Here is a 19,863-nt window from a genome sequence, read left to right on the forward strand (position 1 = left end):
GGAGCGCGTTCAGCATCGGTCGGTCACGAGCAACAACCCTTTTCGGACGCGAACACGAAGCGCGGGTATGGCAGACGACGAACCGGCCGACGGCGGCGAGGAAGTGGGCGACTCAAACGGATCGGCGCAGGACCCGAGCGAGGGATCCGACGAGGAGAAGTCCTTCCGCGAACGCGTCGAGGAGATCCGCGAGCGCCGCGAGCAGGAGCGTGAGGAGGGCGAGGGCGAGGGCGAACGCCCGAGTCCCGAGGAGATGATGGGCGGCGGTCCGGGCGGGCCGGGCGGCATGGGCGGAGGCGGCGGCAACCCGTTCGCACAGATGATGTCGGGCATGATGGGCGGCGGTCCGGGCGGACCGGGCGGCATGGGCGGCGGCCCCGGCGGACGTCCCGACGAGCGAGGCGGAGACGAGGGTGCCGGCAACGAGGAGCTCGTTCGCGAGGTCCGACAGCTGCGCGACGAGGTTCGCGACGCCACCCGGCAGCTGCAGCGGATCGCGCAGGCGCTCGAGGACGACTGAGGCGGCTTCCGGCGCGGACCGCCACGCGGGGTCCGATCGACTCCGACGCTTCGCAACGCCTTTGAATCGAGGCGTCGGCCATGCTGTATGGGGATTCCCGAGGAGCGCATCGACCGGCTGTTGACGCTCGCGCGGGAGGCGGTCGTCCTCGAGGAACTCGATCGTTCGCGCGAACTCGTTCGGCGCGCGCGCCGAATCGCGGAGCGAAACCGGTGTCCCGTTCCCCGGGAGTTCGAACGCCGTACCTGTGACTCCTGTGACGTCTACCTCCGTCCGAGCGTCACCGCGCGGGTCCGGACTCGTCCCGGCCGCGTCGTCGTGCGCTGTCTCGAGTGCGGTGCGACACATCGGTATCCGTTCTCGTGACGGTTCGGGACGCTTTGTGTGGCGTCGCGATACGCCCGCGATTCTCAAGTTTCAACTAGCGTCGCCCCGTCGATGGTTACATGTCGGACCAGGAACTGCGCAAGGAGGCCCACGACGTGGACGTCACGGTCTGGGTCGGCAAGGCGGGGATCGAGGCCGTGATCGACGAGCTGTCGGACCAACTCGAGGACCGCAAGCTCGTGAAGGTGAAGTTCCTCCGGTCGGCCCGCGGCGGGACCACCGTCGAGGAACTGGCCGACGAGCTCGCGACGGCGGTCGAGGCGGACCTCGTCGAGACGCGCGGAAACACGGCAGTGTACCATCGATGAACGTCCCGGCGGTAGCACAGATCCAGCCGGTCCAGGACGCGTTGACGCCGTTTCTCGGCGTGGAGTTCGCGGGGACGGTCACCTCGGCGATCGTCTTTCTGGCCGTGGTTCTCGCGGTGCTCGTGATCAACCGGACGCTTTTGACCCCGATCGTCGAGCGGGTCCTCGACAGACGCGGACTCGAGGAGCACGCGCGACGTCCGCTGAACAAGATCGCCTCGATCGTCGTGATCTTCGCCGGGATCGCGGTGGCCTTCGGCCTCGCGGGCTACGGGAGCTTCCTGCAGTCGCTCGCGACGATCGCCGCCGCGGCCACGCTCGCGGTCGGCTTCGCGCTTCAGGAGGTGATCCGGAACTTCGTCGCCGGCGTCTTCATCTACACGGACAGACCCTTCCGGATCGGCGACTGGATCGAGTGGAACGGAAACTCCGGCGTCGTCGAGGACATCTCGTTTCGCGTCACTCGCGTTCGAACCTTCGACAACGAGCTTCTCACCGTCCCGAACTACGAGTTGACGAACGGCGTCGTCAAGAATCCGGTCGCGAAGGACACCCTCCGGCTCAAGTTCGTCTTCGGCATCGACTACGAGGACGACATCGACCGCGCCACCGAGATCATCGTCGAGGAGGCGGAGGCGCACGCGGAGATCCTCGAGGACCCCGCGCCGTCGGTCCGACTGAACGAACTCGCGGACTCCTACGTCGGGCTCCAATCGCGCGTCTGGATCGCGAATCCCTCGCGGGCCGACTTCGTGAGGACGCGCGCCGAGTACGTCCAGTCGGTCAAGGAGCGGTTCGACGAGGCCGGCATCTCGATCCCGTTCCCCCAGCGGACCGTCTCCGGCCGCGACGCCTGGGAGGACCCGGTTTCCTTCGGCGGCGATCCCTGATCACGGTTCGCCGACGCGTCACAGGACGACCCGAATCTCGCCGGGCGGCGGATCAACCGTCGTCGGGATCGCCGACGTCCTCGGGGACGTCCGCGTCCGTCCGGAACTCCCGAAAGAGGTTCTCGAAGTCCGCGTGGCTGTCCATGCTCGTGATCGCCTCGTCGAGCGAGCCTTTGAGCTCGTCGAGACGCTCTGTGAGTTCGTCGTACTCCTCGCTCTCCTCGAGGGTTGCTCGTCCCTTCTCGGACTCGAGGACGGCCCGCTTCGAGGCCAGAGAGAAGAACTCCTGAACCCCCGCGTCGTACTGGCTGCGGCGGTTGAGCTCCTCGACGGTCTCCCGGAGGGCCTCCTTCGTGACCGGCTTCACCAGGTAGTCGTCGAACCCCATCTCGACGATGTCGAAATCCGGCTCGACGGCCGTCACCATCGCAACCCGACAGTCGATCCCGCGCTCGCGGACCGTCTCCAACACCTCGTCTCCGGAGAGTCCGGGCATTCGTCGATCCAGGAGGATCACGTCGATGTCCTCCGAGAGGGCGTCGAGCGCCTCCTGGCCGCCGTAGGCAGTTCGGACGCGGTACTCGTCGCCGAGCCACGCGGCGTATAGATCCGCCAGATCAGGTTCGTCCTCGACCACGAGGACGAGCGGGGGTTCCTCACTCATGGGTCATCGAGTTGGCGACAGAGTCGCTTGCTCGAAGGTTGTGTCGTCTTTGCATATCAAAATACCCCTTGTGGATCGGTTTCGCTGGTTTCTCCCGATCGGGGGGATGGCTCCGGGCGCCGTCGAGTACGGATCGCGTCTCGAGAGGCCGCGATCACTCCTGCGGGCTGTAGTTCGGCGCCTCGTCCGTGATCATCACGTCGTGCGGGTGGCCCTCGGTCTGGCCCGCGGCGGAGACGCGGACGAACTCGGCGCGCTCCTTCACGCCCGGGATCGTCTCGGCGCCGACGTATCCCATCCCGGAGCGCATCCCGCCGACGAGCTGGTAGAGCTCGGAGGCGAGAGAGCCCTTGTAGGGCGTCGCGGCCTCGACGCCCTCGGGGACGAAGTCCTCGTCCTCGTCGGCGTCCTTGAGGTATCGGTCGCCGCCGCCGGACTGCATCGCGCCGACCGAGCCCATCCCGCGGTACTGCTTGTACTTCTTGCCGTTCATCGTGATCACGCGCCCCGGCGCCTCGTCGGTGCCCGCGAAGTAGGACCCGAGCATGACGGCGTCCGCGCCGGCGGCGATCGCCTTGATCGCGTCGCCCGAATAGCGGATCCCTCCGTCGGCGATGACGGGGACGTCCTCCTCCGAGGCGACGTCCGCGACCTCCGAGACCGCCGTGATCTGGGGCATCCCGGCGCCGGAGACGACGCGGGTGGTACAGATCGATCCCGGTCCGATGCCGACCTTGAGCCCGTCCGCGAAGTCGACGGCGGCCTCGGCCGCCTCGCGCGTCCCGACGTTTCCGACGACCACGTCGGCGTCCACCGTCTCGCCGATCGCCCGCGCCGAATCGAGCACGTTCATGTTGTGTGCGTGCGCGCAGTCGATGAACAGCACGTCCGCTCCGGCCTCGTCCGCGGCCACGGCGCGGTCCTCCTCGAAGGGCCCGACGGCGACGCCGGCGATCAGACGGCCCTCCGCGTCGCGGGCGGCCTGTTCGTGCTCGCGGCGCTGGAGGACGCCCTGCATCGTCACGAGGCCGACGAGCCTGTCGTCCTCGTCGACGACCGGGACGCGCTCGATCTTGTGGTCGTACATCAGCTCCAGCGCCTCCCTGGCGGTCACGTCCTCGTCGGCCGTGATGACCTCGTCGGTCATCGCCTCGCGGACGGCGTCCTCCTCGCCGACCTCGAGGTAGGGACGGATGTCCGTTCCCGAGATGATGCCGAGGACGACGTCGTCGTCGTCGACGACCGGGGCGCCGGAGACGCCCTCGCGTTCCATCGTCGCGTCCGCCTCGCGAACGGTCATCTCCGGGGTCACCGTCACGACGTCCTCCCGGCGGATGACGAGTTCGTGTGCGCGTTTGACCTGCTCTACTGCCGCCGCCGTCTCCTCGACGGTCATGTTGCGGTGGAGCACGCCGAGTCCCCCCTCGCGAGCCATCGCGATCGCGAGTTCGGCCTCCGTGACGGTGTCCATCGCCGCGGAGAGGACGGGGACGTTGATCTCCACGTTTCGCGAGACGCGCGAGGAGACGTCCGCCTCGTCGGGCTCGACCCGACTTTCCTTGGGTCGCAAGAGGACGTCGTCGAAGGTCAACGCCTCCGGGACGCGGAGCTTCTCGGAGAACGGGCCGCCGGTGGGAGAATCCTTCGCCATATAAATCGTCGTTGCGTCGCCAGCAAAAACGTTGCGAGTCGTCACCGTCGTGTATCCGATTGCCAACCGACGACGATGAATGACCAGCTTCGTGGATCGATCCGTGAAGCGACCGCCGTGGCTTGACCTTCGTGGGTCGACTTCCGTGGCTCGACCTCCGCCACCCTCCGTGGCCGATCGCGGGTTCGGGTGGTCCCGATGGCGTCGCGATCGAATGACTCCGTCGTTCGCCGGACATCGAGGCGGACGAACGATCGAAAACGTCCACGAAACCCCCCGATCACACGCGAACGATCGCGATCGAGGATCGGTATGTGAATGCGGGTCGCACAACGTTTATCAGCGATCCATCTGTAACTACGAGTATGGACTCCGACAGTCCCGCCAGTGTGAGTGTTGCCGGACGGCCGATCGCGTTCGCGAAGCCCGGCACATTTACATTTACTGTTACTGGGGACTGCACGGACCGCTCCGGACTCGACGCCACGCGCGTGCGCCGCGGCTATCGTGGCCCGTCCGGACACCGCCGTTTGCCCGACGGTGAGGGCGTGCCGGCCTGAATGAGCGTCTCCAGGCACCCGGTCGCGCTCCGTCTCGAGGAGCGCGTCGGCGGCGCGACCAGACTGCTCGCCACCGTGATGGCGCTTCCGCTCATCGACGGGATCTTCCCGGCGCTCGTGTTGGCCGGCGCCCTCTCGACGTTCGTCGGCGTCGTCGAGACCGGACTGTTGATCTTCGGCGGCTCCGCGACCATGGCGGTCATCCTCGCCGAGATGGACGGAACCAGACGCGAGCAGGTCCGGTCGGTGCTCGCGATCGGCGCGCTCGTCGTTCCGGTCGCCGCGCTTCAGGCCGCGATCGCGCCGACGATCGCCGGACTGCTCGATCTGGCGGTCTTCCAGCGGTTCGCGGGCCTCGTGATACTCACCGTGGCCGCGAAGACGGCCTCCTCGAAGGTCGGGGACGTGTTACCGAACCCCAGCGTGATCATCGCGCTCGGGCTCGTCGCGAGCGTCTCGCCGGCGGGCGCCGAGGTGGCGTTCTCGAGCGACCCCGAGGTCGTCGTCCGTGGCGCCGCGGCCGCCGCGGTCGGCGTCGCGTTCGCGCTCGCCGTCGCTCTGGCGGCGCCTCGACTCCGCGGACAGGTGGACATCGACCGCTTTCGGTTCGGCTCCGCTGTCGCGCTCGGCGTGCTCGCGTTGCCGATCCTCGGCCTGCTCGAGACGGACGCGCCCATCGCGCTCGCGGTGCTCGTCGTCACCGCCCTGTTCGCGTACGACCCGACGGATACCGTCGAGACGTCGACGCCCGCCGCGTCCGCCGAGGACCAAACGAACGAGGACGGGACGTCCGAGATCCCGAGCGGAGACGACGCGTCCGTGACGGGACCCGAGGCCGACGTCGAGCCCTCCCGTGCGGAGACGGACCCTGACCCGGTCGACGAGGGCGCGACCCGCGCGCCCTGGCTGTGAGCACGGGACGGTCCGCTCCACGCACGGTCCGCTCCACAGGACGGCCCGCCCGAGGACATGCTTATTGGGACGGGGGCTGTTCGACTCCGTATGTTCCGCGAGGATCGACGGGGGGTGAGCGAGGTGATCGGGTTCGTGCTCGTCTTCTCGCTCGTGGTCGCCTCCGTCGGGATCGTCTTCACCGTCGGGCTCGGCGGCCTCCAGGACGCCCGCGACACGGAGCGGGTGACGAACGCCGAGCGCGCCTTCGACGTCCTCGCGGAGAACTACCGAGACGTGCTGGCCGGCACGCCCTCGCGGTCGACCCAGATCCGGCTTTCGGGCGCGGACATGCGCGCCGGCGACGACGTCGAGTTCGAGGTCCGCGACGGCGACGGCAACACGACCGCCTCCTGGAGCGTGACGTCCATCGTCTTCGCGGTCGACGACGAATCGATCCGGTTCGTCAACGGCGCCGTGATCCGCGAAAGTCGCGACGGGGCCGTCATGATTCAGGATCCCCCCGGGTTCGTCGGGGCCGATCGCGCGCTGTTTCAGGACGTGGCGTTCAAAAACGGCGGTCCCGCGGGCGTCGGCGGCGATCGGACGGTCCAGGTCCGAACCGAACACACGAGCAACTCGGACAACATCGGGTCGAACGTCTACGAGAACACGACCGGCCGGGAGCTGTGGATCGTGACTCACAATCCCGAACCGTGGAGAACCTACTACGGCGACCGGGGATTGTCCTGTGGGGTGACGGACCTCGCGGACGACGACCGCGATCGCGTCGAGTGCGAGCTCGACGGTCTCGACCGGTTCGTCGTGGTCGATCAGGGCTCGATCACGTTCTCGTTCGAGTAGGCTTCCCGGCTCGCCGAGCGCGCCTCCTCACTTCTCGAGCGCGTTTGCGACCTTCTCGATCGGATGGGGCGGCTCGCCGTCGGTCTCGACCTCGAGGTGGTCGAGCTGCGACCGACAGGACGCCCCGGGAGCGACGACCGTCTCGCCGGAGCTGTCGCCGACCTGCTCGGCGAGAATTCCCCCGATCGACTCGCTCATCGAGAGGTGTTCCGCCTCGTAGCCGAAGGACCCGGCCATCCCACAACACGTCGAATCGAGCGGGTCGACCGAATACCCAGCCCGTCGGAGGACCCCGACCGCGTGGTGGTCCTTCGTCGTGGACTTCTGGTGGCAGTGGCCGTGGTAGACCAGGCTCTCGGCGGGCGCCTCGAGCGGGAGGTCCTCGTCCAGCCGGAGGACGTCGATGAACTCACAGACCCCGTAGGCGTTCTCCGCGACGCGGACGACCGACTCGTCGTCGCTGCCGAGGATGTCGAGGTAGTCCGACTGCAGCATCACCGCGTCCGAGGGCTCGACGCTCACGACGCTCCAGCCGTCCTCGAGGTACGGATCGAGTTCGTCGACGGTCGCGCGCGCGGTCTCGCGAGCGCGATCGATGAACCCCTTCGAGTACGCCGGCCGGCCGCTCCCGTCGACGTCGGGGATCGCGACGTGGCAGTCGGCGGCCTCGAGGACCCGTATCGCGGCCTTTCCGGCGGCCGGGTGCATGTAGGTCGTGTAGACGTCCGGCAGCAGGAACACGCGGTGGGCGGCCTCCTCGACCGGAACGGCGGCGCCGCCGCGTGCCTCGAACCAGTCGATCAGGCTCTCCGATCGGAACCGGGGGAGGTCGCGCTCGCTTGCGATCCCGACCGTCTTCTCCATCGCCCAGCTCGCGCCGGGGAGGTTCGGAAGCGCGTTCGCGATCGGCGCCAGGGTCGAGCCGATCGGCGCGAGCGTCTCGATGCTCGCGAACAGTCGGTCCCGGAAGCTCGATCCGTGCTCCTGGTGGCGGGCGTGTGCCACCTCGGCTTTCAGCTTCGCCATGTCCACCTCGCTCGGACAGTCCTTCGAACAGCCCTTACAGCCGATACACAGATCGAGGACCTCGTTCGCGAACTCGTCGTCGGTCGGGTCCTCGGGGAGATCGCCGGACATCGCCCCGCGGAGCATGTTCGCGCGTCCGCGGGTCGCCTGTATCTCCTCGTCGGCGGCCCGGTAGGTCGGACACATCACGCCCCCGGTCGTCTCCTGGGGACCGCGACAGCCGCCACAGCCGTGACACAGCTCCACCATCCCCTGCATCCCGTTCTCGTTGGCCCACTCGAGGGCCGGATCGAATCCGGCCTCGAAGTCGTACTCGGGGGAAAACCGGAGGTTCTCGGTCATGTCGATGTCGCCACACACCTGGCCGGGGTTCAACAGCCAGTCGGGATCGAAGGCGGTCTTCAGCTCGCGGAACGCGGTCCAGAGGTCCTCGCCGTAGAGCTTCCGGTTCCACTGGGTCCGCGCGCGTCCGTCGCCGTGCTCGCCGGAGATCGACCCGCCGAGGCTCACGACCACGTCGGAGACGGCCTCGGCGATCGACTCCATGGTCTCTACGCCCTCGACGGTCTTCGTGTCGATGAGCGGCCGAACGTGTAGGACGCCCGGACCGGCGTGCGCGTAGAAGGCCGCGAAGGTGCCGTGGTCCTCGAGGATGCGCTGGAACTCGCGTGCGTACTCCGGGAGGTGTTCGGGCGGGATCGCACAGTCCTCGATGAAGGAGATGTGCTTGGCGTCGGAGGTCCGGCCGAGCAGGATCGGAAGCCCCGACTTGCGCATCTTCCAGAACCGCTCGCGGGTCGACTCGTCGTGTGCCTCCATCGCCGCGACCGCGTTGTGCGGCGCGTCGGTGATCCCGGCGGCGCCGTCGCTCGGGTCCGCCTCCGAGTCGCCGTCCGGAACGCGGTCGGCGATCAGGTCGGCCACCTTCCGGCGTCCCTCGGCGTCGTCGTCGGCGTAGAACTCCACGAGGAGCGCGGAGTCGGTCCCCTCGGGCAACATCCCGACGACGTCGCCGAACTTCTCCGTGTCCCCGGCCAGTCCGAGCAGCACGTCGTCCATCACCTCGACGGCGGCCGGATCGTGTTCGAGGATCGGGGCCACGTCCTCCATCGCGTCCACGAGGCTCCCGTAGGTCAAGAGCGCGACCGCCTTCGTCTCGGGAACCTCCTCCAGGGAGACGGTCGCGCGGGTCACGACCGCGAGCGTCCCCTCGCTGCCCGCCAGCAGTCGCCCGAGGTTGACGGTCCCCTCGTCGCCGTACTCGCCGCGGTACTCCGCGAGCAGGCGGTCGAGGTTGTACCCCGAGACGTTGCGTTTCAGCTCCGGGAAGCGCGCGTCGATCTCCTCGGCCTCCTCGTCGATGATCCGGACGACCGCGGCGGCGATCCGTGCCTCGAGATCGACGTCGTCGCTCGTCCTCTCCCCGACCTCGGAGTCGTCCGGAGGGCCCGCTCTCTCGAGAGCAGCCTCCGCCTCGTCCGCCCGTTCGCGAAGCTCCTCGACGGCGACCTCGCCGAAGGTGGTCACGGTGCCGTCGGCCAGGACGACCTCCAGCTCCTCGACGTAGTGGTCGGTCTTGCCGTAGACGAGCGAGTGCGATCCGGTCGAGTTGTTGCCGATCGCTCCCCCGATCGCCGACTTGTCACGCCAGGCGGGATCGGGCGCGAACTTCAGTTCGTCCGTCTCGAGCTCGCGGTTGAGATCGCCGATGTACGCGCCGGCGTCGACGGTCGCGGTGCGCCCCTCGACGTCGATCTCCCGCACCTCGTCCATGTGTCGCGAGAGGTCCAACACGACCGCCTCGTTGACGGTCTGGCCGGCCAGCGAGGTTCCACCGCCGCGCGGCAGGACCGGAACGCCCTCCTCGAAGCAGTAGGAGACGACGGCGGCGACGTCCGCCGTCGACCGGGGCAACACCACCCCGATCGGCGTCACCTCGTAGGCGGACGCGTCGGTGGCGTACAGCTGTCGGGTGTAGGCGTCGAACCGGACCTCGCCGTCGACGCGGGCCGAAAGCGCCTCCATCAGCTCCGGTCGCTCGAGCTCGCCGCCCCGGTAGTCGAAGTCCGCGTCGACGAGCGGGTCCACCTCCCCCGTGGATCCGTCCGCGTGTTTGCTCATACGCCCGGGTGGAACTCCGGCGACATAAAGCGTGCTCACCGCCTCGACGGAGTTCGACGGCGAGGTCGAAGAACGCGATCGAAAAAAGCGGTCCGCGGATCGAGTTGCGTTTGCGGTGATCAGGCGGTAACGGCCCGCTCCGGCTCGTCCTCGAGCGTTTCCTCGCTTTCCGTCCCGTCGGTGACGGCTCCGGCGAGGGCGCCGGCGAGTTCGATCACGGCCTCGGCGTGTTCGGCCCGCGAGCCGTGCATCGTCATGGGCGACGTGCCGAGTTCACGATAGGTCCGGAGGTCCTCGGACTCGAGGATCCCGTTCTCGTGGAACTCCCGCGAGATCGTACCGAGCAGGTTGTGGACGTGGATGAGTTCGTTCTTCTGCATGTCGATCCGATACGGGATCCACACGGGTAAATCCGTCGCCGATCGAAGGACAGTATCCGGCGACCCCCCGGAACTATCACCTTCGATCCTTATAAATCAACGATCCCAAAGGATCGTTAATTGTGAATCCATAGCAAGCCCTAATAGGTGGCCGTTGCAACCTTTCACCACTCGGCCTACGGAGGGCCAGACCCACCAATGACTGACAACGAACTCATCTGGCGAATCTCCGGGGGATCCGGCGACGGGATCGCCTCGACGAGCCAGAACTTCGCGAAGGCCCTGATGCGCTCGGGGCTTCACGTGTTCACACATCGGCATTATCCGTCGCGGATCCGCGGTGGCCACACCTACACCGAGATCCGCGCGAACGCCGATCCCGTCCGCTCGCGCGGCGACGGGTACAACTTCCTGCTGGCGCTCGGCGACTCTTTCGCCCGCAATCCCCAGGAGGAGGCCATCTACGGCAACGAGGAGATCAAACCCCTCTCGGAGAACCTCGACGAGCTCCGCGAGGGCGGCGTGATCGTCTACGACGAGGGGCTCTTGGATCCCTCGGAGATCCCCGACTTCGAGGAGCGCGCGGCGGAGAACGACTGGCACGTTTATCCCCTCGATCTCCGCGGACTCGCCCGCGAACACGGCCGCGAGATCATGCGCAACACCGCCGGCATCGGCGCGACGTGCGCGCTCATCGGGATGGACCTCGACCACGTCGAGGACCTGATGCGCGACGCCATGCCCGAGAAGATCCTCGAGCCGAACCTCGAGGTGCTCGAGATCGCCTACGATTCGGTCCGCGAGGACTACGACGTCGACGCCCACGACGTCTCGGTTCCCACCGGCGAACACGACGAGGAGCAGGTCCTGCTTTCGGGCTCGGACGCCATCTCCTACGGAGCGATCGACGAGGGATGCCGGTTCATCGCCGGCTACCCGATGACGCCGTGGACGGAGGTCTTTACGATCATGACGAAGAACCTGCCCGAACTGGGCGGGATCTCCGAACAGGTCGAAGACGAGATCGCCGCGGCCGCGCTCGCGGTCGGCGCCTCACACGCCGGCGTCAAGGCGATGTCCGGCTCCTCCGGCGGCGGCTTCGCGTTGATGTCCGAGCCGCTCGGGCTCGCGGAGATGACGGAGACGCCGGTCGTGCTCGTCGAGGCGATGCGCGCCGGCCCCTCGACCGGCATGCCGACCAAGCCCGAACAGTCCGACCTCGAACACGTCCTCTACACCTCCCAGGGCGACTCCCAGCGCGTCGTGTTGGCTCCGGGGACCGTAGAGGAGGCCTACGAACAGAGCCGGCTCGCCTTCGAGCTCGCCTACGAGTACCAGATCCCGACGATCCTGCTTTACGACCAGAAGCTCGGCGGGGAGCTCGTCAACGTCCCCAAGAGCCACTTCGACCGCGAGCCGAACGCGAGCCTCGGCAAGACGCTCTCGGAGGCACAGCTCACGGAGGAGCCGCACTCCGCCGACGGCAAGTTCCACCGGTTCCAACACGACGTCGACGACGGCGTCTCGCCGCGGTCGATCCCCGGCCAGAAGGGCGGACGCTATCTGGCGACCGGCAACGAACACGGTCCGAGCGGACACATCAGCGAGGATCCCGACAACCGCGTCGCCCAGATCGACCGACGGACCCAGAAGCTCGAGGCGATCCGCGAGCGACTGGACGGCGAGGACACCCAGACCTACATGGGCCCCGAGGAGGCCGACTACGGCATCATGACCTTCGGCAGCCAGCAGGGCACCGTCCAGGAGGCCGTCGAGGTGCTCAACGCGGAGGGCCACTCGGTCAAGGCGCTCGGCGTCTCGGACATGCTGCCGTTCGCGACCGAGGAGGTCGAGGCGTTCATCGAGAGCGTCGACGAGGTGCTCGTCGTCGAGATGACCGCCTCGGGTCAGTTCCGCGGTCTCGTCCAGAAGAACCTCGGCCGGTACGGCGAGAAGCTCTCGAGCCTGTTGAAGTACAACGGAAACCCCTTCGAACCCGCGGAGATCGTCGAGGGATTCGAGTCGATCGTCGTCGACGGCGGCGATCTGGACAGTTCCACGACCACCTTCGTCCCCGCAGCAGGTGATTAATCATGAGCGCATTCTCAGCCATCGGCGAGGAACGCGAGATCGACCAAGACGAGTACACGCCCGGCGTCGAGCCGCAGCCGACGTGGTGTCCGGGCTGTGGCGACTTCAGCGTCCTCAAGTCGCTCAAACAGGCGCTTCCCGAGATCGGCCGCAGTCCCGAGGAGACGCTTCTCGTGACCGGGATCGGCTGTTCGGGCAAGCTGAACAGCTATCTCGACTCCTACGGCTTCCACACGATCCACGGGCGATCGCTACCGGTCGCGCGTGCCGCGAAGCTCGCCAACCCCGACCTCGAGGTCATCGCGGCCGGCGGCGACGGCGACGGCTACGGGATCGGCGGGAACCACTTCACCCACACGGCCCGTGAGAACCACGACATGACCTACATCGTGTTCAACAACGAGATCTTCGGGCTCACGAAGGGACAGACCTCCCCGACGAGCCCGAAGGGCCACAAGTCGAAGACGCAACCCCACGGCAGCGCCAAGGAGCCGGTGAAGCCGCTCTCGCTGTCGCTCAACGCCGGCGCGTCATACGTGGCGCGAACGGCCGCGGTCAATCCCAACCAGGCCAAGGAGATCCTGATCGAGGCGATGGAACACGACGGGTTCGCCCACGTGGACTTCCTCACCCAGTGTCCCACCTGGAACAAGGACGCCCGCCAGTACGTCCCCTACATCGACGTCAACGACTCCGACGACTACGACTTCGACGTCCACGACCGCGTCGAGGCCGCGGAGATGATGCGGACCACGGAGGAGGCCCTCTACGAGGGCGAGGTCCTCACCGGCCGGTTCTACGTCGACGAGGAGCGTCCCTCCTATCAACAGGAGAAGCAGGCCATCGGCGAGATGCCCGAGGAGCCGCTCGCCGAGCGCTACTGGGACGACGACTACGAGTGGGAACGGTCCTACGACCGCTTCCTCGACAAGCACGCCTAATCGCTCCTGGCGTCTCCCGCGACTTCGCCGTCGGATTCGCTCTTGAAAAGACCGTTTACGTGTTCGCAAGGTATTTTTTCCGTGGCGCGAAACGTACGTCCATGAGCACCGCATCGACGGAGGAACGCATCCTCTCCGTGTTGGAGGAGGACGCACAGGCCTCCTACGCAGAGATCGCGGACCGCGCCGACGTCTCGAAGCCGACGGTCAGAAAGTACATCCGCCGGCTCGAGGACGAGGGCGTCATCGTCGGCTACTCCGCGGACGTCGACCCCAAGAAGCTCTCGGGGCAGTCGATCGCGCTCGTCGGCATGGACGTCGACAGCGGCAAGTACGTCGAGGTGACCCGGACGCTGAAAGATCTCCCGGAGATCGAGGCGCTTTACACCTCCTCGGGCGACCACATGCTGATGGCCGAGGTCCGCGCGAACGACGGCGACGAGCTCGGCGACGTCATCTCCGAGAAGCTGTTGGCCGTCGACGGGGTTACCGCCGCCCATCCCTCGTTCCTTCAGGAGCGGTTGAAGTAGGTCCCGACCGCCGTCCGACTCCGATATCGATCGGTGCTTAAGTCGATCGAGCACCGAGAAACGAGCATCGACGATGGACTCCGGCACCCTTCCCGGCGCGGAGCCGGACGACGCGGACGCCGAACGGGTGGTGCTCCACGTCGACATGGACTGTTTTTACGCCTCCTGTGAGCGGCTTCGCGATCCCGAACTGCGTGGCGAGCCCGTCGTCGTGGGCATGGGGTACGAGCCGGGCGAGACGATCGGCGCCGTCGCGACCGCCAGCTACGAGGCCCGCGAGTTCGGCGTCGACAGCGCGGACCCGATCTCGGCGGCGCTCGAGGCCCTCCCCCGCCGATCCGAGGCCGACCCCGACGATCCGGACGCGCCGGACCCGGCGGAGACCGCACACTACCGTACCGTCGACATGGAGCACTACAAGTCGATCGCGGCGGGGGTGAAGGAGGTCCTTCACGACTGTGCGGACGCCGTCCGCGAGGTGAGCGTCGACGAGGCGTATCTCGACGTGACGGAGCGCACGTCGTGGGAGCCGGTCGCGAGCGTCGACGACGCCGAGGTCTCCACCGAGAGCACGGCGTCGGGTCCAGCGGAGCGTCGGACGCTCGCGGAGGGATACGCCAGATACGTCCGCGACCGGATCGAGCGCGAGGCGGGGGTGCCAGCCAGCGTCGGCGTCGCGCCGAACATGTCGGCCGCGAAGATCGCGAGCGACCACGACAAGCCCGAGGGGCTCGTCGTCGTTCCCCCCGGCCGGGTCGGCGAGTTCCTCGCGCCGCTCCCGACGGAGGCGGTCCACGGCGTCGGTCCGGTCACCGCACGCACGCTCTCCGGGATGGGTATCGAAACGGCCGGCGACCTCGCGGAGGCGGACCCCGCGGAGCTGGAGTCCGAACTCGGCGAGCGCGGCCGCGAGCTTCACGAGCGAGCCCGCGGCGAGGACGACCGCGAGGTGACGCCCACGGGGCTCCCCAAGAGCCTCTCGCGGGAGTCCTCCCTCCCGCCGACCGACGACGTGGGGACGAAACGCGAGCGCGTGAGGGCGCTCGCGGCCGACGTGAGCCGGCGTGCCGGAGAGCGCGAGTGTCTCTATCGGACCATCGGGATCAAGGTCGTCACGCCTCCCTACGACGTGAACACCAGAGCGCGGAGCCTCCCCGGCCCGGTCGACGACCCGGAACTGCTCGAGGAGGTGGCGCTCGACCTCTTAGAGGAGTTCGAGGAGGATCGGGCCCGCAAGCTCGGCGTCCGCGTCTCGAAGCTCGACTTCGCCCGCGGCGACCAGGCGACCCTCGGCGGGTTCGAGATCGCCGGCTCCGACGCCGAGGAGAGCGGCGGCGGGCGGGACGGCGACGAACGCGATTCCGAGAGTCGTTCGCCGGGGGTGAACGGGACGGGCGAGGAAAGCACCGCCCGGAACTGCGACGGACAGACCTCGCTCGTCGAGTTCGACGCCGAGTGACCTCCGCTTAAGTGTGGCGCTGCTGATCGGGGACGTGTGTTCGCCCTCCGTTCCCCCCTCTCCGTCGCGCTGAACGACACGCGGCTGGTCGCCGTCGCCGTCGTGGTTGTGCTGGTCGAGACGACCGTCAGGGTCCTCCTCGCCGCGCTGTGGAACCCGCTCGTCGCGCTGGCGGCGCCACCGCTGGTCACGGCCGCCGGTCTCGGCGCGGTCACGCCGCGGAATCCGCCGGACGCTACCCCTTCGAACTCCGGTCGTTCGGACATCACCCGTTCGATCGCAAACGGAAACGCGGCTGCCTCCGCGACCGGCGTCGTACCGATCGGCTTCGTCCGCGACCGCCTTCCCCGCATCGTTGCGATCGCGACGATCGGCCACGCCGTCGCGCTAGCCGGCGGTCTCGCCCTGTTCGTGCTCGTCGACACGCCGGCGAAGGCCGCGATCTACTGGCTGGGGCGCGGTGACGTGCTCGGGATCGGATGGCTCGTCGCGTGGCCCACCGTGGGCGTTACCGCCGGGACGTTCCTCGCGTGGAGCGCCGTCGCGGGTGCGGTGACGGACGCCGCGCTCGAAGCGGAGGAAGTGGAGACGAGGGGTGAGAAGCCACCGCTTCGCGGAGCGGTCGAACGCGTCGCGACGGCCGTCGTCCGCTCGCTCGCGGCTCCCCGGTCGACTGCCGTCGTCGTCGGCTGTCACCTCCTTCCCGTCGTGATCGGAGTTCTGGGGGCGGCGACGATCCTCGTGCTTGGTAGCCCCCGAATGCGGGAGAGCGCCGGTATCGCGCTGATGGCGGCCGTCGCGCTCGGGGCCATCGCGCTGATCGGGATCTCGATGGCGTTTCTGACCGCCCTCCACGCACACCGAAGCGTTCGGGAGGCCGTGAACGCGGACCCGGACGGGGGTTCGACCGTCGAATCGCTGCCGGTTCGGCGCGTCGCGCTCGCGCTGCTCGTCGTCTCGGCGCTCGTCGTCGGGGCGGGTGCCGTGCGCGTCACCGAGACCAGACCGGTCGACGCCACACCCGAACCGCTCCCCGAAGATCCCGACGCGCTGTACGCTACCGCGCTAGCGAACACCGAGCGGGCCAGTCACGACTACCGCGTCGCGGTGGACGCCGGGTCAGAGGAACCGTTCATCGTGGGGCACCGGATCGATCGTGAGGATCGACGCTACCGGCAGTATCTACGCGGCGAGGCGGTCGGTCCGGAGGTGTACGCCTCGACGGGAGTCGGGAGTCCGCCGCCGCGGACCGGCGTGGCCGCCTACGCGCTCGGGACGCGCACTGCGCCGGAGACCGACCAGTCGGTCGCCGCGCTCCCCGCCTACGTCCACTGGGACGTCCGGTACGAGTGGGAGGCCGGCGGACTGAACCCGCCGGCGGCGGTCGAGGGGTGGGAGGTGATCGACCGCGGAGACGACCGTCTCGTCCTCGAGCTCGCCGACCCGGAGGCGGTGTACTACGCCGCGCAGGGACGACGTCCGAGCGACGTCACCGACGTGTCGTCTTCCCGGATCCGCGCGACGGTCGATCGCGATCGCGGGACGCTCCGATCGGTCGACGTGCGGCTGAACGCGACCCTCGTCCACGACGGGGAGTCACGGCGATACGACGCGGACGTCCGCCACGAGTTCACGGTCGATTCGGACGTCGAACGCCCGGATGAACTCGGGTCCCCGTCGCTCGGCGAGTGGATCTGGCGTCTGTTGGTTTTCTGAAGGTTGGTTCGCTCGAGGAAGCACGTCAGACGAGCGTCTGACGCGGGCGAAGGTCTTTGAGGACCGGCCGGCGTCCTTACGGTAATGAGCGAGGAGGACACGGAGACGATCCACGTTGCGGAGGTGAGCGACGGGAGGGGCGGCGACGCCGACGCCGACCCCGGCGATCCCGTCGAGTTACCCGTCGTCGACGTGTTGACCGGGCGGTCGTTCATCACGGGAAAGAGCGGATCGGGCAAATCGAACACCGCGTCGGTGCTCATCGAGAACCTGCTCGACAACAGCTTTCCGGTGTTGATCGTCGACAGCGACGGGGAGTACTACGGGCTCAAGGAGGAGTACGAGATCCTCCACGTCGGCGCGGACGACGAGTGCGACATCGTCGTCTCGCCGGAACACGCGGAACGGATCGCCACGCTCGCGCTCGACGAGAACGTCCCGATCATCCTCGACGTCTCGGGATATCTCGAGGAATCGGTCGCCTCCGAGTTGATCCTCAACGTGGTCAAACACCTCTTCGCCAAGGAGAAGAAGCTCAAGCGGCCGTTCCTGTTGGTGATCGAGGAGTGCCACGAGTACATCCCCGAGGGCGGCGGGATGGACGAGACCGGAAAGATGCTGATCAAGGTCGGAAAGCGGGGGCGCAAACACGGCCTCGGGATCGTCGGGATCAGCCAGCGGCCAGCCGACGTGAAAAAGGACTTCATCACCCAGTGCGATTGGCTCGTCTGGCACCGTCTCACCTGGGACAACGACACCAACGTCGTCAGTCGCATCCTCGGGTCGACCTACGCCGACGAGATCGAGGACATGGGCGACGGCGAGGCGTTCCTCATGACCGACTGGGACGAGTCGATCCGGCGGATCCAGTTCCACCGCAAGCGGACCTTCGACGCGGGCGCGACCCCCGGGCTCGACGACTTCGAGCGTCCGGAGCTGAAGTCGGTCTCCGGCGACCTGATAAGCGAGCTCGAGACCATCTCCGACGAGCAGGAGCGGCGCGAGTCGGAGCTGGCCGACCTCCGGACGGAACTCGAACGCAAGCAGGCGCGGATCGACGAGCTCGAGCGCGAGCTGTCGGACGCGAAGGACCTCTCGCGCATGGCCGAACGCTTCTCGCAGGCCCTGCTCGGGCGCGCCGAGGCGCCCTACAGGGGCGGAGACGGCCGGAACCTCGAACGCGAGCGTCCGGACGACCAGTCCGAACTCCACGACTACGAGCCGGAGCGCGAACCCGGACGAAACGGGACGGGGAGCGACGAACCGAGCGGGGAGTTGGACGAAACGAACGATCGGCTCGACGAGACGGACGGCCTGGGCGAAGGCGAAGCCGGCGGAACGGCCGAACCGGGTGAAACGGACGAATCGTCCGACTCGGCCGAATCCGCCGAACCGGCCGAACCGTCCGACGCCGCCGGAACCGTCTCGCCGATCTCCAGGGACGACGTCGCCGAGAGCGCGCTTCGGTTCGACGAGACGGTCGATCTGGGGACCCGCGAGGCCGTGATCGCGGAGCTTCGCGGGCGCGTCGAGGACCTCCCGGAGCTGTCGACCGCGATGCTGTGCCACTACCGCCGCGAGGGCGAAAGCGACCCGATCGCCGCCCACATCGACGCCGGCGGCGACGGCGATACTGAACACGCCTACGCGCGAAACCGGCCGCTTCGTCGAACGGGCGTGATCCGCCACGCCGAGCGGGGGCGTTACGAGTACGCGATCCCCGCGCTCGTCCGCGAGGCGTACGCCGACCGGCTCGACGACGAGGAGGTCTCGCGGATGGTCGCGGAGATCGAGGCGGCCTTCGTCCCGGCGGGCGAACGGGAGTCCGAGGACGAAAACCCGGATACAGACGGGGACGCGGACGCGGGCGACGGATCCGAGTCGGAATACGTGTCCGACTCCGAGCCAGTGTCCGAGCCCGAATCCGTGATCGAGGAGATGCTCGATCAGGCCGCCGAGTCGAACGGCGACGTCGCGGGATCCGTCCACTCGGACGATCGAAGCGTCTCGGAGATCGCGAGCGGCCTGAGCGAGGTGGCACGAGCGCTCGCGAACGGCGGACACCTCTCCTCGCGATCGGGTACCCCGGAGGAGACGGGGACGTCGACCGCCCCCGTTGACGCTGAGGGTACCGATGCTGCTGACGCCGACGAGTCCACGTCCACCGACGGGGATGGCGAACCGAAGGACGACGCCCACGATCCCCTGGACCCGGCGGCCGACGACGCGGAGTTCATCGACGCCGACGGATGACCGGAAATGCCGACGGATGACCGGAAACGCCGACGGGTGATCGAGAGCGTATCTCGAGCGAGGCGTTGAACCGAACCGAAGTCCCGGCCGCGAACGGGCGGGATATATGTCCGTCGGACGCCTTCGTTCGGACATGACCGACACGACAGGCGGAGACGTCCCGCGATCGGTCGGACACGTCCACCTCAAGGTTCGGACCCTGGAGCCGGCGGTCGAGTTCTACACCTCGCTTTTCGACCTCGAGGTCGCGGAGCGACACGCCCGGTTCGCGTTCCTCTCGTGGGGCGAGCGCCATCACGACGTCGCCCTGCAGGCCGTCGGCGCGGACGCGCCCGGCCCCTCCCCCGGCGTCGGACTCTATCACGTCGCCTTCGAGGTCCCGGACGCGGAGGCGCTCGCGTCGCTCTACGACCGACTGCTCGAGCGAGGGACCGACGTCTCGCCGGTCGATCACGGGATCAGCAAGGCGCTCTACTTCGACGACCCGGCCGGAAACGGCGTGGAGGCCTACGTCGATACGCGTGAATCGTACGACCGATCCGAGTGGCGGGGACGAAACGACTACTTCGATCCCCACCGGCTGGTCGAGCGCTCGGACGACGCCGAGTGAC

At 68.0% G+C, this 19,863-nt stretch carries 18 protein-coding genes; 14 read left to right on the forward strand and 4 right to left on the reverse strand.

The annotated features are described in order from the left end of the window. Positions 1 to 67: 67 nt before the first annotated feature. The 4 genes from ACFQE9_RS12655 (at position 68) to ACFQE9_RS12670 (ending at position 2,105) form a co-directional block, all read left to right on the forward strand. A complete protein-coding gene (locus tag ACFQE9_RS12655; protein ID WP_379745182.1) occupies positions 68 to 520 on the forward strand; it encodes a hypothetical protein in 453 nt (150 codons plus the stop codon). An 87-nt stretch (positions 521 to 607) separates the two neighbouring features. Beyond that, positions 608 to 886 (forward strand): ribonuclease P protein component 4, encoded by a 279-nt coding sequence (locus ACFQE9_RS12660; RefSeq protein ID WP_379745185.1) that lies wholly within the window; start codon positions 608 to 610, stop codon positions 884 to 886. Positions 887 to 966: 80 nt separating this feature from the next. Further along, positions 967 to 1,215: a YhbY family RNA-binding protein gene (locus ACFQE9_RS12665; protein ID WP_379745188.1), complete on the forward strand. Its 249-nt coding sequence runs from the start codon at positions 967 to 969 to the stop codon at positions 1,213 to 1,215. Further along, a complete protein-coding gene (locus ACFQE9_RS12670; protein ID WP_379745191.1) occupies positions 1,212 to 2,105 on the forward strand; it encodes a mechanosensitive ion channel family protein in 894 nt (297 codons plus the stop codon). Before ACFQE9_RS12665 ends, ACFQE9_RS12670 begins: the two co-directional genes overlap by 4 nt. Positions 2,106 to 2,157: 52 nt before the next feature. Here the strand turns inward: ACFQE9_RS12670 and ACFQE9_RS12675 are convergent, their stop codons facing one another. Both ACFQE9_RS12675 and guaB read right to left on the reverse strand, forming a co-directional pair. Then, positions 2,158 to 2,769 (reverse strand): response regulator transcription factor, encoded by a 612-nt coding sequence (locus ACFQE9_RS12675; protein ID WP_379745194.1) that lies wholly within the window; start codon positions 2,767 to 2,769, stop codon positions 2,158 to 2,160. A 154-nt stretch (positions 2,770 to 2,923) separates the two neighbouring features. Continuing rightward, positions 2,924 to 4,420, reverse strand: coding sequence for an IMP dehydrogenase (gene guaB / locus ACFQE9_RS12680; RefSeq protein ID WP_379745197.1), 1,497 nt, complete (start codon positions 4,418 to 4,420; stop codon positions 2,924 to 2,926). A gap of 365 nt (positions 4,421 to 4,785) precedes the next feature. On the opposite strand from guaB, the gene ACFQE9_RS12685 reads away from it, so the two are divergent. The 3 genes from ACFQE9_RS12685 (at position 4,786) to ACFQE9_RS12695 (ending at position 6,735) form a co-directional block, all read left to right on the forward strand. Next, entirely contained in the window at positions 4,786 to 4,980 is a 195-nt protein-coding gene (locus ACFQE9_RS12685) for a hypothetical protein (protein ID WP_379745200.1), read from the forward strand. Next, the gene (locus tag ACFQE9_RS12690) at positions 4,981 to 5,892 is read left to right on the forward strand and encodes a DUF5794 domain-containing protein (protein ID WP_379745203.1); all 912 of its coding nucleotides are present in this window, start codon (positions 4,981 to 4,983) and stop codon (positions 5,890 to 5,892) included. It abuts the gene before it with no gap. Between the two features lie 90 nt (positions 5,893 to 5,982). Beyond that, complete coding sequence (locus ACFQE9_RS12695; protein ID WP_379745206.1) at positions 5,983 to 6,735, forward strand: DUF7289 family protein; 753 nt, start codon at positions 5,983 to 5,985, stop codon at positions 6,733 to 6,735. 27 nt (positions 6,736 to 6,762) lie between these two features. Here the strand turns inward: ACFQE9_RS12695 and ACFQE9_RS12700 are convergent, their stop codons facing one another. Both ACFQE9_RS12700 and ACFQE9_RS12705 read right to left on the reverse strand, forming a co-directional pair. Further along, positions 6,763 to 9,882, reverse strand: a complete 3,120-nt coding sequence (locus ACFQE9_RS12700; protein ID WP_379745210.1) for an FAD-binding and (Fe-S)-binding domain-containing protein — start codon at positions 9,880 to 9,882, stop codon at positions 6,763 to 6,765. Positions 9,883 to 10,001: 119 nt separating this feature from the next. After that, entirely contained in the window at positions 10,002 to 10,262 is a 261-nt protein-coding gene (locus ACFQE9_RS12705) for a UPF0058 family protein (protein WP_379745213.1), read from the reverse strand. A gap of 198 nt (positions 10,263 to 10,460) precedes the next feature. Between ACFQE9_RS12705 and ACFQE9_RS12710 the strand changes: the two genes are divergently transcribed. The 7 genes from ACFQE9_RS12710 to ACFQE9_RS12740 all read left to right on the forward strand — a co-directional run bounded on the left by ACFQE9_RS12710 (position 10,461) and on the right by ACFQE9_RS12740 (position 19,862). Then, complete coding sequence (locus tag ACFQE9_RS12710) at positions 10,461 to 12,353, forward strand: 2-oxoacid:acceptor oxidoreductase subunit alpha (RefSeq protein ID WP_379745216.1); 1,893 nt, start codon at positions 10,461 to 10,463, stop codon at positions 12,351 to 12,353. Between the two features lie 2 nt (positions 12,354 to 12,355). Next, on the forward strand, positions 12,356 to 13,294 hold the full coding sequence (locus ACFQE9_RS12715) for a thiamine pyrophosphate-dependent enzyme (protein ID WP_379745219.1): 939 nt from the start codon (positions 12,356 to 12,358) through the stop codon (positions 13,292 to 13,294). Positions 13,295 to 13,395: 101 nt separating this feature from the next. Further along, positions 13,396 to 13,824 (forward strand): HTH-type transcriptional regulator LrpA1, encoded by a 429-nt coding sequence (gene lrpA1, locus ACFQE9_RS12720; protein ID WP_379745222.1) that lies wholly within the window; start codon positions 13,396 to 13,398, stop codon positions 13,822 to 13,824. 73 nt (positions 13,825 to 13,897) lie between these two features. Beyond that, a complete protein-coding gene (locus ACFQE9_RS12725; protein WP_379745225.1) occupies positions 13,898 to 15,283 on the forward strand; it encodes a DNA polymerase Y family protein in 1,386 nt (461 codons plus the stop codon). 36 nt (positions 15,284 to 15,319) lie between these two features. Beyond that, positions 15,320 to 16,999: a hypothetical protein gene (locus ACFQE9_RS12730; RefSeq protein ID WP_379745228.1), complete on the forward strand. Its 1,680-nt coding sequence runs from the start codon at positions 15,320 to 15,322 to the stop codon at positions 16,997 to 16,999. An 84-nt stretch (positions 17,000 to 17,083) separates the two neighbouring features. Beyond that, complete coding sequence (locus ACFQE9_RS12735) at positions 17,084 to 19,252, forward strand: helicase HerA domain-containing protein (protein ID WP_379745231.1); 2,169 nt, start codon at positions 17,084 to 17,086, stop codon at positions 19,250 to 19,252. A gap of 133 nt (positions 19,253 to 19,385) precedes the next feature. Beyond that, positions 19,386 to 19,862, forward strand: coding sequence for a VOC family protein (locus tag ACFQE9_RS12740; protein ID WP_379745234.1), 477 nt, complete (start codon positions 19,386 to 19,388; stop codon positions 19,860 to 19,862). Position 19,863: the final 1 nt, after the last annotated feature.

Origin of the sequence: Halopenitus salinus, from assembly GCF_042662125.1 — an archaeon.
In the GTDB taxonomy this organism is placed as follows: Archaea; Halobacteriota; Halobacteria; order Halobacteriales; family Haloferacaceae; genus Halopenitus; species Halopenitus salinus.